Source organism: Pedobacter sp. MR22-3, assembly GCF_026240075.1.
Lineage (GTDB): Bacteria > Bacteroidota > Bacteroidia > Sphingobacteriales > Sphingobacteriaceae > Pedobacter.
Map to the genome: position 1 here is coordinate 551,454 of NZ_JAPIVF010000003.1, position 15,783 is coordinate 567,236.

Below are 15,783 nucleotides of genomic sequence, written 5' to 3' on the forward strand. Positions count from 1 at the left end.
GTCTGTAATTAGTCTCTGATGATATTGATATAACCTTTAAATGTGCGGATGCCTGTTCCTAAATCGATGATGTAGTAATAGGTTCCTTCAGCAAGGGGACTTCCGTTTACGGTTCCATCCCAATCATTGGCATAAGCTTGCCTGGTGTATAACACCCGGCCTGCCTTATCAAAAATCTTCAGGGTATTTTTGGGATAGTAATCGATGTTTTTAACGATAAACCGGTCGTTATAACCATCTCCATTTGGCGTAACGACTGTGCTGGCTTCCAGTTTGTAATCATCTATCACTGTAATTGAAATGCTTTGCTCAGCTGTGCAGCCATTTGCATTGGTTACGGTAACCTGGTAAGTTCCGCTTTGTTTTGGTCTGATGGTTACGGATGCTGCATTCCGGCCACTGCTGATTTCGGCACCAGTCCAGCTGTATTGCGAACCACCGCTGGCCGTTAAAATAATATCATCGCCTTTTGAAATCGAAAAGCCTTTGTTGCTGCTGATCGTAATGACCGGGAGCGGATTGACAACAACACTTACATTTCCGGTTTGCAGTTGGGTGGCATAAGCATCCGCCACACTCACCAGGGCATATATAAATGTGCCTGTACTGCTGGTTGGTACATTTACAGTAGCCGTAGCCTCATTTGCGGTAACGGTTCTGTTGCTGCCACCATTTACCGTATAAGTAAACGTATATGGTGCTGTTCCGCCTGAACCCGTAAAAGTCACCACCGGGGATGTGCTGAAATGACAAACGGCAGTAGTTCCGCTGAGGTTTGCTACCGGAAGTGGACGAACCAATACCGTTGCCGTACCTGATTGTGGCTGCCCGCAGTTTACATCAGCCACGCTGACCAGATTGTACACAAAGGTACCTGCTGCAGCCGTAGGCACTGCAATGGTAGCCGTATTTCCTGTTGACGTTACTGTTCTGTTCGTGCCTCCATTGATCGTATATGTAAATGTGTAAGGAGCCGTTCCGTTTGCGCCGGTAAAAGTAATGACTGGTGCGGTGCTGTTTTGCGGAATTGCCGTTGAACCGGATATGCCTGCCGTTGCCAGCGTTCTGACAGTTACTGTTGCCGTACCTGTTTGCGCCTGGCCGCAATTTGCATCCTTCACATTTAACAGGTTATAGGTAAACGTTCCGGCAAGGTTAGCAGGAGCATTTACGGTAACGGAATTGCTTGTTCCTGCCGTGGTAACCATTTGGCTTGTTCCGCCATTTATGTTGTACGTAAAAGTATATGGTGCTGTTCCGTTTGCCCCTGTAAAAGTGATGGCAGGTGCATCACCATTTAAACAAACCGCCGTAGTGCCGGTAATGGTTCCTGTAGCAGCGGGGGTAGCGGTTAATTTGAAAGTTTTGCTGATTTGATTTACACCTCCGAAATCAGTTCCTCCGTTATCCGTAACAGTTACGGTAATATTGGCCTCAGCTGCTGTATTATTTTTTAACCGGTAAGTGATGGTTCCTTGATCTGCGCCGTTTGCCGCGATGGATAAAACTTCAAATACATTCGCCTGATCAGATGTAACGGAGAGGGTAGTGGTTTGTGCCGCTTCAGGACCTGCAGAAATGCCGGTTACGGCAATGGTTTGGTTTGCCGGAGCATAACAAACGGCCTGATTGGCCACAGCATCAACCGTTGGTGCCCCATTTCCAAATAAATATCTTGATTTGATGGGATAATGATCGGTTGTGGTTGAACTGTAATTGGTGACCAGCGTTTTTACGGCATCTAACACTTCTGCAGTACCCTGAATATAATTCAGATTTAAACTTTTGGTTAAAATGACATTGTCAATTACGGTGTTAAAGCCGGCGGTAGATTGTTTACCGGCCAGACTTAAAGGAAGTGTAATCGGGAAATAATTGGCGGCATCCTGGGTGAAATCAACATAGGATGTTCCCGTTCCGGCGGGCATAGGTGCAATGGTTTTATCCGGATTAAGCACATCATTAAAATCGCCAAGGATGATCACCTTTTTACCTGCAAGATTAGCATCAATCCAATCTTTAAGTTGCTTATTGCCACCCTTTCTTCTGTTATAGGCATCAATCTGATCGGCTGTTGTTCCGGTGTTGGCCTTTGCATGAATTTCAATAAAATACAGGCTTTCTTTCTTCCCGTTGATGCTTACTTCCGCCTCCATGGCAAAAGGAAACCGGCCGGATGACCAGTTTTTATATGGTGTTCCATCAGCACTTGTTGCGGCTACAGCCGGATTATAAGTATCTTCCAGTATACCAAAGGTTCTGATGGGTTTCAGCAAATCCGTCCGGTACATAAAAGCCAGTTTTTGTGCCAGCGGATAATTTGCATCTGCTTTATTATCGGCATAAGATCCGAATGAACTGAAGATGACATTATATCCGGCAGGCAGAACGGTGTTTCTGAATAAGGTCGTGTCTACCACTTCCGCAAAACCGTATACATCGGCATTGATATTATTGACGATGGTTTTAACATTTGCAGCCTGTTGTACATCGTTTGACGGGTCCTGCGCAGGACTGCCAAACCATTCTATGTTCCAGTTGACCACTTCTAAAGTATTGGCTGCATCAAAGGTATTTCCCGATAAATTCACCTTTTTATTGGCCGAACCGGCGGTGGCAATACTGACATCTGCAGCATAGGTGGTATTTACAGCTGTTGGTGAAAATTTGGCATAAATGGTTGGCGAAGTATTGTTAATGGCGGCCCTGGTGTAATTCAGGCTTGTTCCAAATGTGCCGCCACTGGTGCTGGAAATGGTAAAATTTGCTGGCGCAGTAACCGTTACATCTCCCGTAAGGTTACCTGCAGAGAAAGAAAAAGACTTTTCTGCCGAAGTGGTACCGTTTGCCTGATAACCAAAATTGACACCGGTGGTAGATGTGCTAATGTCTACCGGAGGTAGTGTTGCAGAATTTAATACGGCGAAATCATCTACCGTCCACCGACTGGCCGCTGTTGTACTCGAGTTGTAAACAATGGCCACATAAACCGGGGTGGCTTTATATGCTGTTAAATCAATATTGCCGGATTTTGTCCATACATCTGAACCACTTTCCGGGAATTTACCATCCAGGTTCACCCAGGTAGCCAGTGCCGGATTACCACTGCCGGTATAATCGGTTGAAACTTTCAACTGGAGCTTGTCACCTGCAAATGCAGATCTGGTCCAGAAGGAAAGTACGGCATAGTTCATGGAGGATAAATTTAGCGCAGGAGAGATCAGCCAATCTTCGTTTAAAATATTTCCACCAGAATAACCGTTGATTTGCAGGGCATTTCCTGCGCTTGCCGTACCGGCAGCATCATTGGCATCATGACCAAAACTGGTGGTACAACCCCACGTTTGCGGTCCGGCTACACTGTACTGGTAAAAGCCGTCAGCTAAGGCCGGGCTGCCTGCCGTGGTGCAGTTTTCAAAATTGAATACCGTTTGATTGGGATCAATAGCGGCTCCGCTTAAAGAAAGGGAAATGGAAGGTGCACCGGCACTGGCATGTAAAACAGCACCTGTTGCGTTGCCAACAGTCGTTGGACTGAACCTTACATATACCGTTTGATTGCCGGTTAAATCTGTCGCACTGTAACTGATCGTAGCAGAGAAGTTTATGTTATCTTTTGAAAGGGAATAAGGTGCCGTTGTGGTTAAGGTAGTGGCTCCGGTTAAATTTCCTGCTGATAATACATAACGTTGCGCCGCAGATGTGGTATTGATGGCCTGATTGGTAAAGGTCAGGCCTTTGGGGCTAACAGAAAGGTAAGGACCTGTGGTAGAAACAGGTTCGCTGACCGTCGTGTTTTGAGGATTTACTGCTTTGGCCAAAAAGTCAAATGCATTGTCGTCACTGTCAAAGCCATTTCCTGAAAACTCTTCTGTTCCGCCCGTGCCCAGTGTAGTGACATCAGAAGTGGCAGATGCTTTGCGTTCAATGGAAAAAGTACTGGAAGGAGCAGCGGCAGGACCAGTACCTTCAAAGCCATTGGCAGTACCAAAGCCTACAAAATCTATTATTGATGCACCGGTAGGGGTGGCGCCGGTTTGTGCGGTGGCTGCATTGCTTAACAAAACTTTTCCTGCCGCACCAGCCATATTAATTGTACCGATCCGGTCGGGCGTAGGCAAATTCGTGGTACCGCCTGTACCTGCTGCCTGCTGGATGAGGTAAAAGCCTTTGGGTGCAATACTTCCGGAAAGGGTTGTAACCTGCCAGGATGTTCCTGTAGCACTGGCATATTGTACTGACCAGCCATTGAGGCTTACGGCGGAAGATGTCGGGTTATACAATTCTATAAAATCATTCTTGTATGTCGAGCCCGAATTGCCGCCACCGCCGTAAATTTCAGAGATCACCACATGACTGGCACCGGTTGGTTCTTTTATGCTGCTGTTTTGAGGATTAGGAGCATTACTTACAAAATCGGTGTTATTGTTGTTCGTATCGTAACCGTTTCCTTCAAATTCCTCAGACCCGCCGGCAGAAAGGCTTGCCACGGTTGAGCTTGCTGTAGCCTTCCGTTCGGCTGATGTAGAACTGGTTAGTACGGCCGCGGCACCGCTTCCTTCAAAGCCATTCGCGGTAGGACCAACGCCTACTTTGTCAACGATGGCTGCACCAGCAGGATTGGCACCACTTAAAGCTGTAATGCTATTGCTGAGCACGATTTTAAACGCGGTACCTGCCATATTAATGGTTCCAGTTACATCCGGTGCCGGGAGGTTTTGTGTTCCGCCGCTGCCGGCAGCTTCCTGGATTAAAAAGAATCCTTTTGCAGGAATGCTGCCCGTTAAGGGCGTAACCTGCCAGGATGTGCCGGTTGCCGCGCCATATTGTACGCTCCATCCGGTTAAATCTACAGCCGCATTACCCGGATTGTATAATTCAATAAAATCATTTTTATAAGTGGCACCTGAATTTCCGCCTCCGCCATAAACTTCTGAAATCACCACATGCGTAGCCGCTACCGGTGGTGCAGCACCAATTCCGCTTACTGTAATATTTTGTGTGGTGGCACCTGTGCTGGCTATGCTGATGCGCTCCGTAGAACTGGTTGCAGCCGTTGGCGAGAAGCAGGCATAGACGGTTTTCGCTGATGCCAGTTCCGTAGCGGTGTAGGTAATTGAAGTGCTGTATGTTACATTATCTTTAGAAATATAAAAAGGGGCAACTGAAGTCAGGTTAACGGCATCGGTTAATCCGCTGGCACTTAAAGTATAGGTTTGAGCTGTTGAATTGGTGCCTGTAGTCACGGTTCCAAAATCCAGTGCGGTTTGATCAACGGTTAAGGTTGCAGATTGCCCCACGCCGGTTAATGATACCACCGGCGGATTGGCCACCCCGCCACCCGCTGTTGTGATGCTGCCTGCTGAAGTACCTGCAGTTACAGGTGTAAAGCGCACATATACCGTGTTGCTGCCGGCAGATAGTTCATTGTTGTTATACGTTAATGAAGTGCTGAATCCCGTTCCTGATGTTTTGGATAGAGCATAAGGTGCAGCAGTAGTTAAAGTAACATTGCTTCCGTTAAGGTTAGCTGAACTTAAGCTATAATTTTGCTCGGCAGGTGTACTGTTGATTAGCTGCGTTCCAAAATCGAGGGTTGATTTACTGGCGGACAGGGATGGTACCAATGCTGTGGTCGCTGTAACAGTGAGGTCGTCAATCGAAATTTTCGGTCTTGAGCCGGTAGTTCCGCCTGAACCATTGTGGTAATAAAATCTGAACGTGACGCTGGAGGCATTATTCAATGTTGCCGGAAGGATTACATTTACATTTCCGGAGCTGGCCACATTGTTGGTGAAATTTAAAACCTGTGCAGCTGTTAATTCGGTAAAGTTTGTTCCATCTGTTGAGGTATATATCCTTAAAGAACCATTGCGGTTTCCTGTTGAGTTACTGACCTGCTCCCATTTAAAACTTAAATTCCCCGCATTAACTCCTGAAAAATTAACCAGGAAATCAATGGCAGTAGCAGAAGTATTATCTGTAGCTCCAGTGCTAAGGAGTTGAATATTTTGCGTCCCCTTTTGCACGCCCCCGCTTGATCCGGTGGTAAAGGTGGCAGAAGAGGCAGTGGTTCTTACACCATCGGGAATAGTACCTGAGGGATTAACCGGAACAGCCTTAAAGGCCGAAGCAACCGTTCCGCTGCCAAAACCATTTGTCCAGCTTGCAATGGATGAGAAATTTTCAGTGTAGGTATTGCCCGGCTGACTTGCCATTGGCACTGGTGTTTGCGCTTTTGCAAATTGGCAAACGAGAAAAAAAGAGACGAGTAAAAGTCTTTTCATATAGTTTGTTGGTTTAAAACAAATGTATATGCAAAAGCCTTATAATCAGATTAACTTAATGTTAAATAGTACGATTGTGGAAAAATAAATTTTAAGGAAGATAATTTTTCCGTATCATCAACGTTTCGTTCAATTCATATCTGCTCACTTGAGCCTTCAAAAACTATAAAAACTCCTCAATATCGCCTTTACCTTCACGAATTACTTCAAACTCCCCGTTTGTGCAGTCTACTACGGTAGAAGCTTCATTGTCTCCATAACCACCATCAATCACAAGATCAACCAGGTGCTCATATTTTTCATGAATCAATTCCGGGTCGGTAGAATATTCAATAACGTCATCATCATCTTTGATGGAGGTAGACAGGATGGGGTTCCCCAATTCCTTTACTATCGCCCTGGCAATATTATTATCCGGAACACGGATACCTACAGTTTTTTTGTTGGAACTAAGTAGTTTGGGTACATTGTTGTTCGCATTAAAAATGAAGGTAAAGGGACCTGGCAAGGCCTTTTTTAATACCCTGAACTCAGTATTGTCTATGGGTTTGATATAGTCAGAAATATGCTTTAAATCATGACAGATAAACGAGAAGTTTGCCTTTTCGGGTTTAATTCCCCGCAGGCGGGCAATCTTTTCAATGGCTTTTGGATTGGTGATGTCGCAGCCCAAACCATAAATGGTATCCGTAGGGTAAATAATCAAGCCGCCTTTCTTTAACACTTCAACCACCTGCTGGATGGCTTTTTCATTTGGGTTTTCAGGATAGATTTTAATAAGCATAGCGTAAAAATAACAATTTAATGGTGTTGGTTGTTTAATAATCTTAATCTTTGTATGAACAAAACATACGCTAATCTATCATTATGAGAAAAGCATTCGTCGCGATTGCCGCATTTTTAGTTGCCCTCACCATCATGCTGGGCTTGTACCATCCGTTTTTGTGGTGGACATTCCTGTTTACAGGCCCTTTCGTTCTTTTAGGCGTTTACGATTTGTATCAGCCTAAGCACAGTATCGTCAGAAATTATCCTGTTTTCGGTCGCTTGCGGTATTTCATGGAAGAGTTAAGGCCAAAAGTTTACCAGTATTTTGTGGAAAGCGATACCAATGGAACGCCATATAACCGGCTGAACCGTTCATTAATTTATCAAAGGGCCAAAACAGATAATGATACCATTCCCTTTGGTACGCAGTTGAACGTGTATGAAAATGGTTATGAATGGTTAAGCCACAGCATCGCAGCCATTTCTCATCATGAATTAAATTTAGATCCCAGGGTGCTTATCGGCGGACCGGATTGTAAAAAGCCATATTCTGCCAGTATATATAATATTTCAGCCATGAGTTTTGGCTCTTTAAGTCAGAATGCCATTCTGGCCTTAAATGGTGGTGCCAAAATGGGAAACTTTGCCCATAATACCGGTGAGGGTGGCATCAGTGACTATCATCGTAAGCCGGGAGGCGATTTAATCTGGCAGATCGGGACCGGTTATTTTGGTTGCCGGAATGCTGACGGCAGCTTTAATTATGATGCCTATGCAGAGCGTGCCCATGCAGACCAGGTAAAAATGATTGAAATTAAACTTTCCCAGGGCGCCAAGCCAGGTCACGGCGGGATGTTGCCGGCGAAAAAGGTAACGGCTGAGGTAGCACGGATCCGTTTGGTACCGGAGGGCAAGGATGTATTGTCGCCGCCAGCGCATTCGGCTTTTAATACACCAATAGGCCTGCTGGAGTTTGTGCAGAAACTTCGGGATTTATCGGGCGGAAAGCCGGTCGGTTTTAAACTTTGTATCGGCCGTAAAAGCGAATTTTATGCCATTTGCAAAGCCATGATTGAAACCGGCATTTATCCTGATTTTATTACCGTAGATGGGGGCGAGGGCGGCACCGGTGCTGCACCTCAGGAGTTTTCCAACTCTGTTGGGATGCCTTTGCGTGAAGGCGTTGCCTTTGTTTATGACGTACTGAATGGTTTTGATCTAAAAAAACACATTAAAATTATTGCTTCGGGTAAGGTGGCAACAGGATTTGATTTGGTTAAGAATATCGCTTTAGGTGCAGATTTATGTAATGCAGCCCGGGGAATGATGTTCGCTTTAGGTTGTATACAGGCATTGGAGTGCAACAGCAATACCTGTCCAACAGGCGTAGCCACGCAGGATCAGAGCCTGATGAAAGGCCTGGTGGTAGAGGATAAAACAGTTCGGGTGAAAAATTTCCACAACCTTACCGTGGCCAGTGCGGTTGAATTATTGGGTGCTGCGGGTTTACGTGAGCCACATCAGTTAAGCCGTGCTTATATTAATCGCCGCGTAAGTTCCAGTGTGATGCAGAGTTATCTGGAGAGTTTTCCTTATATCCCGGCAGGAAGTTTATTGCAAACGCCTTATCCAACCCGTTTTGAGCTGGGGATGGCACTCAGTACCGCTCAGAGTTTTGCCCCCACAGATTATAAGGTTTCAGCAGTAGATTATGCGCATGCCAATCCTTACAGCGATACCATGCATGATGATGGAAGATAGTTGTTTCGGTTGGTGAGACACCAACCGATAGATAAAAGTGTTAACGTCATTGCGAACTGAAGGGCGGGCTCAGCGTTAGGGTGAAGCAATCTCTCCTGGAACAGATATAATTGTTTCGGTTGGTGAGACACCAACCGATAGGTAAATCGCCGCGTAAGTTCCAGTGTGATGCAGAGTTACCTGGAGAGTTTTCCTTATATCCCTGCAGGAAGTTTATTGCAAACGCCTTATCCAACCCGTTTTGAGCTGGGGATGGCACTCAGTACCGCCCAGAGTTTTGCTCCCACAGATTATAAGGTTTCAGCAGTAGATTATGCGCATGCCAATCCTTACAGCGATACCATGCATGATGATGGAAGATAGTTGTTTCGGTTGGTGAGACACCAACCGATAAAGTGTTGACGTCATTGCGAACTGAATGGAAGGGTTCAGCTTTAGGGTGAAGCAATCTCTCCCGGAACAGCTATAATTGTTTCGATTGGTGAGACACCAACCGATAGGTAAAAGTGTTAACGTCATTGCAAACTGAAGGGCGGGCTCAGTGTTAGAGTGAAGCAATCTCTCCCGGAACAGATATAGTTGTTTTGGTTGTTGAGACACCAACCGATAGGTAAAGTGTTGACGTCATTGCGAACTGAAGGGCGGGTTCAGCGTTAGGGTAAAGCAATCTCCTGGAACAGCTATAATTGTTTCGGTTGTTGAGACACCAACCGATAGGTAAAGTGTTGATGTCATTGCGAACTGAAGGGCAGGGCTCAGTGTTAGAGTGAAGCAATGTCTCCCGGAACAGCTATAATTGTTTCGGTTAGTGAGACACCAACCGATAGGTAAAAGTGTTAACGTCATTGCGAACTGAAGGGCAAGGCTCAGCGTTAGGGTGAAGCAATCTCTCCTGGAACAGATATAATTGTTTTAGTTGGTGAGACACCAACCGATAGGTAAAGTGTTGATGTCATTGCGAACTGAAGGGCGGGTTCAGCGTTAGGGTGAAGCAATCTCTTCTGGAACAGCTATAATTGTTTCGGTTGATGAGACACCAACCGATAAAGTGTTAACGTCATTGCGAACTGAAGGGCGGGTTCAGCGTTAGGGTGAAGCAATCTAATTCGCTAAATAGATGGCTTCGTCGGCTGAAATAGCCTTTTTTCTCTATGTTAATCCCTGGAATTACTCATCTTAGGCTACTCATCACAAAAAAAGTGTCAGTTTTTTAAAAACTGACACTTTTAATTTAACAATTTTTTTTCCTAAACCCTAAACCCTAAAACTCTGCGTTTTTCGGGAACCTAGGGAAGGCAATGACATCACGGATATTGGTCATGCCGGTAACGAACAAAACTAAACGTTCGAAACCCAGTCCAAAACCCGAGTGTGGTGCGGTGCCGAAACGGCGGGTATCCAGATACCACCATAGCTCGTCCTGAGGGATATTCAGATCTTCCATCCTTTTGGTTAAACGATCCAGGCGTTCTTCACGTTGCGAACCACCAATCATTTCGCCAATTCCAGGGAACAGGATGTCCATTGCGGCTACGGTTTGTCTGCCTTCGGCATCCGGTTCATTCTGGCGCATATAGAATGATTTAATATCAGCTGGGTAATCTGTTAATATTACTGGTTTTTTAAAGTGCTTTTCAACCAGGAAACGCTCATGCTCGCTCTGTAAATCTGCCCCCCATTCGTCAATCAGGTATTTGAATTGTTTTTTCTGATTTGGTTTGGATGATTTTAAAATCTTGATCGCTTCGGTATAGGTTAAACGCTCAAAATCATTTGCCAGACAGAAATCTAATTTCTCTAATAAAGTAAACTCGCTGCGCTCGTTTTGCGGTTTCTGTTTATCTTCCTCTGCCAGGCGGGTATTTAAAAATTCCAGTTCTTCCTTGCAGTGATCTAAAGCATATTTAATCACATACTTCATCATGTCTTCTGCCAGCTGCATGTTGTCTTCCAGGTCGGCAAAAGCAAATTCCGGTTCAACCATCCAGAATTCCGCTAAGTGACGGGTGGTATTGGAGTTTTCTGCCCGGAATGTGGGTCCGAAAGTATAAATCTTTCCAAAAGCCATGGCCGCCAGTTCACCTTCCAGTTGTCCGGAGACGGTCAGGTTGGTTGCCCGGGCGAAAAAATCCTGCGAGAAATCTACTTTGCCATCTTCCGTACGTGGCGTATTGTCGAAATCTAAAGTGGTCACTTTAAACATTTCACCAGCGCCTTCCGCATCACTGGCCGTAATTACAGGTGTATGCATGTATACAAAACCCCGCTCATTATAAAACTGGTGAATGGCAAAAGCCAGCGCATGACGAACCTTGAAAACCGCGTTGAAGGTATTGGTACGGAAACGCAGGTGGGCTATTTCACGTAAAAACTCTAAGCTGTGCTTCTTAGGTTGTAGAGGAAATTTTTCAGGATCACTGTCGCCTAAAATCGATACGGTAGTGGCTTTAATTTCTACTGACTGACCTTTACCCAGTGATTCTACTAAATTTCCGGTAGCGGAAATGGCCGCACCGGTGGTGATTCTTTTCAACAGCTCATCAGGTAAATTATTAAAATCAATCACGACCTGGATATTGCCCATGCAACTTCCGTCATTTAAAGCGATAAACTGATTATTGCGGAAAGTTCTTACCCATCCCATAACCGTTACTTCAGTGCCAAATGCAGTTGATTTTAATAAATCTTTAATTTGCTGTCTCTTAATCATCTTGTTATTTCTAAAGGCGCAAATTTAGAAAAAAAAGTATATCTATTGCCTGTTGGCGGTTTCCAATTTTCAGTTTCTTTTAAAAGCAGTAGCTAAATCATTCATTAAAAAATAAATCGCTTAATGATTTATTTCCCCTTGCCTCTGGATGCCGGATCTTTATTTAAGAAAATAGGTGTAGTTTCCTGTTTAACATTGGCAGTATATTTATTTTTTTATTGTGAATGAAATTGAAGATATCCCTTTAATATTGTTCTTATGTCTTGAATTTTTTAAATGGTTTTGTTTAAAAAGAGGTTAAAAGGTGATATTTGAGTCTTATTTTTAATGTTTTTAATCGAAAATTTAATTTTTAAGTAGTTTTTAAGTGTTATTTTAAATTTATTTTATGATTAAAATCATTTTTTATTGAATTAATTGGTTTTATTTTCTTTTAATGTATTGTTTTTATGATTTTTATATAGATTTTATATTTTTTTAATTGAAAATTATTGTTTTTTTTAAGAAAATTGCTACTTTTGTAATGCTCGTTAATTATTATTATATATTTGGTTTAAAAAAAGCGCTGGCAACGGCGCTTTTTTTACAGATTTCAAGAGACTTATTCATAATCAACATAAACTAACAACCTAAACCAAGAGAAGCTTTCAGGATAACCGCTGAAAGCTTTCTTTTTTTTTAAGCTTTTCTTCAATTATAAATCCTTAGATAAGAATAGGAAAGAACAGCATTTGAAACTGTTATATATAAAAAAAGCCATCTTAATTTTAATTAAGATGGCTTCGGCTATATGTTTTGTTAGTCATGAATTAATCTTCCGAGTAGGTGATGTCATTAACATGTTTGTCAATTTCCCATCTTCCTGTGCCTTCTTCGCCAATAACTTCAAATAATTCGAGTGCACGGCGTGCTTTATATTCTTCTTCACGTTGCTCTTTCAGGAACCAGTTTAAAAATTCCATGGTTACAAAATCCTGTTCCTTCAAACATCTTGAAGCTAGGTTTTTGAAACTCTGGGTAATGGCGATTTCAGCTTCCAGGGCATCTTCAAAAACTTCTCTGAATCCAGCAAAGTCAGTTTTAATTCCGGTAACTTCAGGAGAGATCGCATTTCCTCCCATATCTAAAACATACTTGAATAATTTCAATTGGTGCATTCTTTCTTCTTCTGATTGTTTAGTGAAATAATCTGAAGAGAAGTCGTAGCCATTTTGGTTACACCATGATGCCATTGATAAATATAGTGATGAAGAGTGTGCCTCTTTTTTAATCTGCTGATTTAAAAGTGTTTCAATATCCTCAGATATTAAACATTTAATACGCATTAAATCTTTCATAATTTCTGTGCTTTAATAACAATACAAATGTAACACAGAATTGTTCACAATTGTAAATTATTTACTATATGAAATTAGTCTAAATTGCTGATAAGTAGGTATTTATAATGAGTTTAAATAGTGATAGCGAGATATAAAATAAATTGAAGACAGAAGACGATAACGCCAAACGGATACTAATTGGAAGACAGGGGGATAGCCAGCCTTATCAAACTGCAATTTTCGTTGAACAGTATCTTTCAAATGAAAACTCAATCTTTTACCGATGAAATAATGGGTTAATAAACCAACCTGTAAAGGCAGTCGTTTACCATATGATTTAAGTTAAACATGGTAAAAGTACCGTGTAATAAATCTTTTAAGGCAATAATTTCCAGTGCATTTAATAGGTAGATATGCTCACATCCATTAAAGGTAACCAATTCGAAATCGGCTTTATGAGTATTCAGTAGGAGTGCCTCAATATCGATTTCTTCTACAACTTTCTTTAATTTTTGAAGTGACAGGCAATTGTAACGGGCAAATTTACCGCCAAAATCCACGTAAAAGCAGTTTAACTTATCAGATTGATAAACAGCTCCTTCGTAGTTTGAGAATACGTTAATTAGTTGATTAATATCGATACACGCTTTTTCCATCTATTGCAAAACTGCCTATTATTTAGATTAAATACAAATAAAATATAAAAAAAATCAAATTTGAGATTGATCATGATGATCAAAAAAATCAGGTAGGTTTTTATATATCAGTTTATAAAAGCTGACAAGCATTTATAAACTGATATCCATACTACTATGAGTATTATTTAGAATGATTATAAATTATGCCTATATTTGACGATTAAATTAATCAGCTAATCCAAATCATCATGATTGTTAGTGCCAGAATAGAACACCATCAAGATTTTCTTTTTAAAGAAGAAATACCCGATAAGTATATACCGGATCACCGATTATCAGAAAAAGTTTTATCAATTAAGGAAACTCCGGCAGACATTCAAAATTACCAGCTATCTACCAATGGCCTTTTTCTTATATATTCTGAAATGCGATTTGAAAAACCCACCAGGATATTAACCGAGATTAATGGAGAAGCGGTTACCAGTCAGTTTATATTAAGTAAGGAAACAAATGGCTTAAATAGGAAACAAGCAAGCAGATACGGACATAGCAGGCACAACATTAGATATATACCTTCATCAAAACAGGCATATGAAATAAAAAAGGATATCGATTTTATTTATTTTATGATTGTACTCTCTAAAGATTATTACTTAAACCTGGTTGATCTCTATTCTCCTCTTCATGAGCATTTTGTTCAGGAGATGCAGAAGGGAAAAACCACATCTTTCGGTAAGCAAGATTTATATGCCACACCTGAAATGCGCCATACCATTGAAGCCATCCGATCATCAAAGCAGGAAGGAGAGCTGAAAAGACTTTTTACTGATGCGAGGATAACAGAATTGATTTTGTACCAGCTTGAGCAGTTTAGTCTGTTCATGGAAACCGGTAGGGATGACTTGATTGAACGTGATATTCCACGATTAGAAGAGGCCAGGGAAATTTTAGAGCAACAATATATGGCCCCTCCAACTCATAAGCAGCTTTCTAAAATGGTATTATTGAATGAGTTTAAACTTAGAAATGGCTTTAAAAAGTATTTTGGCAGCACTATATATGATTACATTACCCGGCTAAGAATGGAAAATGCAAAACGAATGATTATAGAAGAAAGGAAAAATATGTATGAGGTTGGTATACATGTTGGATTTAAACATCAGGCTAGCTTTACCAATGCTTTTAAAAAATACTATGGCATACTTCCCAGCGATATCAGGGTTTGATATAGGCCAATTTAACATTGACCTGCGCAGTTTAGCAGGCTAGTGTAATGAGGAAACTTCGCCGGTCTCGTTGGTTTGCTAATAAAAACTGACGAATTCTGCTGCGCTCAGCCCTTTGGAATTTCGTAAGTTGGAGATTTGACTTGTCAGCCTTTTAAGATTTGTAAGTTAATTTCTTGAGTTGCTTATTAAAGAGAAGGTTTTTATTTACATGCATCTCTATTAGCTTTTCTGAACCTGATTCACTTTCTCCTGTTTTTAGAAAGTTCGAATTAAAGGTACTGGCTTCCAAAATAATTTCTTTGGGAACTACAATGGTCTTTAAGCTGCTCAAATCAGTATGCGTCAAGGCATGAACCGAAAAAGCAGTGAACATATGTTGTGGTGTAAGTACTTCTGCTGGCGATCCATCCCACCATTTACGCCCATCTTTCATCATGATGATTCGACTGGAGTATTGAGCGGCTAAATTAACATCATGCAGCACCATAATGACGATAAATCCTTTTTTTGCGAATGCTTTTGCAATCGCCATGGTTTGATGCTGGTATTGCATATCCATGTTATTAATAGGCTCATCAAGTAATAATAATGCATCATCACAGTCCCATATTTGTGCTAATGTTCTGGCCAGATGTACCCGCTGTTGTTCGCCACCAGATAAAGTTAACATCGATCGATCAGCAAAATCATCAATTCCGCAAATGGCAATACTTTCTTCAACTGCTATTCTGTCTACCTTACCAGGTTGATTGCGAAATCTTCCATATCTGCCCATCATTACCACTTCCCAGGCAGAAAAGCCAATGCTTATAGGGTTATGCTGTTGGAGCACCGCTCTTTTAACAGCAAGTTCCTTTCGGCTAAAGCTAGAAATCTCTTTTCCATCAATCATTATTCTGCCTGAAGATGGTTTTCTTTCTCCTGAAATCATGCTTAATAAAGTAGATTTACCAGCACCATTTGCGCCCAGAATGGTAATGACTTCGCCAGATTTGGCACTTAAGGAAACGTCTTTGATCAGATCACGCTGATTTAACTTATAGCCAATGGATTCAATTCTTAACATCATGA

General features: G+C 42.0%; 9 protein-coding genes. 3 read left to right on the forward strand and 6 right to left on the reverse strand.

Annotated elements, in window-relative coordinates:
* Positions 1 to 8: 8 nt before the first annotated feature.
* Positions 9 to 6,287 carry a lamin tail domain-containing protein gene (locus OQ267_RS09330; RefSeq protein WP_265835672.1) on the reverse strand — a complete coding sequence of 2,093 codons (6,279 nt, stop codon included), beginning with the start codon at positions 6,285 to 6,287 and terminating at the stop codon, positions 9 to 11.
* Positions 6,288 to 6,450: 163 nt separating this feature from the next.
* Positions 6,451 to 7,071 (reverse strand): L-threonylcarbamoyladenylate synthase, encoded by a 621-nt coding sequence (locus tag OQ267_RS09335; protein WP_088302286.1) that lies wholly within the window; start codon positions 7,069 to 7,071, stop codon positions 6,451 to 6,453.
* Positions 7,072 to 7,154: 83 nt separating this feature from the next.
* Between OQ267_RS09335 and OQ267_RS09340 the strand changes: the two genes are divergently transcribed.
* Positions 7,155 to 8,816: an FMN-binding glutamate synthase family protein gene (locus tag OQ267_RS09340; RefSeq protein ID WP_088302287.1), complete on the forward strand. Its 1,662-nt coding sequence runs from the start codon at positions 7,155 to 7,157 to the stop codon at positions 8,814 to 8,816.
* 168 nt (positions 8,817 to 8,984) lie between these two features.
* Complete coding sequence (locus tag OQ267_RS09345) at positions 8,985 to 9,179, forward strand: hypothetical protein (protein ID WP_265835673.1); 195 nt, start codon at positions 8,985 to 8,987, stop codon at positions 9,177 to 9,179.
* Between the two features lie 898 nt (positions 9,180 to 10,077).
* On the opposite strand, the gene asnS is transcribed toward OQ267_RS09345, so the two are convergent.
* The 3 genes from asnS to OQ267_RS09360 all read right to left on the reverse strand — a co-directional run bounded on the left by asnS (position 10,078) and on the right by OQ267_RS09360 (position 13,501).
* Complete coding sequence (gene asnS / locus OQ267_RS09350) at positions 10,078 to 11,526, reverse strand: asparagine--tRNA ligase (RefSeq protein WP_088302288.1); 1,449 nt, start codon at positions 11,524 to 11,526, stop codon at positions 10,078 to 10,080.
* An 809-nt stretch (positions 11,527 to 12,335) separates the two neighbouring features.
* Positions 12,336 to 12,863: a ferritin gene (locus OQ267_RS09355; RefSeq protein WP_029284960.1), complete on the reverse strand. Its 528-nt coding sequence runs from the start codon at positions 12,861 to 12,863 to the stop codon at positions 12,336 to 12,338.
* A 278-nt stretch (positions 12,864 to 13,141) separates the two neighbouring features.
* On the reverse strand, positions 13,142 to 13,501 hold the full coding sequence (locus OQ267_RS09360) for a hypothetical protein (protein WP_088302289.1): 360 nt from the start codon (positions 13,499 to 13,501) through the stop codon (positions 13,142 to 13,144).
* 230 nt (positions 13,502 to 13,731) lie between these two features.
* Here OQ267_RS09360 and OQ267_RS09365 point away from each other — a divergent pair, with 230 nt between their 5' ends.
* The gene (locus tag OQ267_RS09365; protein WP_265835674.1) at positions 13,732 to 14,709 is read left to right on the forward strand and encodes a helix-turn-helix transcriptional regulator; all 978 of its coding nucleotides are present in this window, start codon (positions 13,732 to 13,734) and stop codon (positions 14,707 to 14,709) included.
* Between the two features lie 154 nt (positions 14,710 to 14,863).
* Here the strand turns inward: OQ267_RS09365 and OQ267_RS09370 are convergent, their stop codons facing one another.
* A complete protein-coding gene (locus tag OQ267_RS09370; RefSeq protein WP_265835675.1) occupies positions 14,864 to 15,781 on the reverse strand; it encodes a heme ABC transporter ATP-binding protein in 918 nt (305 codons plus the stop codon).
* Positions 15,782 to 15,783: the final 2 nt, after the last annotated feature.

What these genes read in the sequence shown, in the direction of transcription:
- OQ267_RS09330 (WP_265835672.1), bottom strand. Translation starts at nt 6,287, where the DNA reads ATGAAAAGACTTTTACTCGTCTCTTTTTTTCTCGTTTGCCAATTTGCA.
- OQ267_RS09335 (WP_088302286.1), bottom strand. Translation starts at nt 7,071, where the DNA reads ATGCTTATTAAAATCTATCCTGAAAACCCAAATGAAAAAGCCATCCAG.
- OQ267_RS09340 (WP_088302287.1), top strand. Translation starts at nt 7,155, where the DNA reads ATGAGAAAAGCATTCGTCGCGATTGCCGCATTTTTAGTTGCCCTCACC.
- OQ267_RS09345 (WP_265835673.1), top strand. Translation starts at nt 8,985, where the DNA reads ATGCAGAGTTACCTGGAGAGTTTTCCTTATATCCCTGCAGGAAGTTTA.
- asnS (WP_088302288.1), bottom strand. Translation starts at nt 11,526, where the DNA reads ATGATTAAGAGACAGCAAATTAAAGATTTATTAAAATCAACTGCATTT.
- OQ267_RS09355 (WP_029284960.1), bottom strand. Translation starts at nt 12,863, where the DNA reads ATGAAAGATTTAATGCGTATTAAATGTTTAATATCTGAGGATATTGAA.
- OQ267_RS09360 (WP_088302289.1), bottom strand. Translation starts at nt 13,501, where the DNA reads ATGGAAAAAGCGTGTATCGATATTAATCAACTAATTAACGTATTCTCA.
- OQ267_RS09365 (WP_265835674.1), top strand. Translation starts at nt 13,732, where the DNA reads ATGATTGTTAGTGCCAGAATAGAACACCATCAAGATTTTCTTTTTAAA.
- OQ267_RS09370 (WP_265835675.1), bottom strand. Translation starts at nt 15,781, where the DNA reads ATGATGTTAAGAATTGAATCCATTGGCTATAAGTTAAATCAGCGTGAT.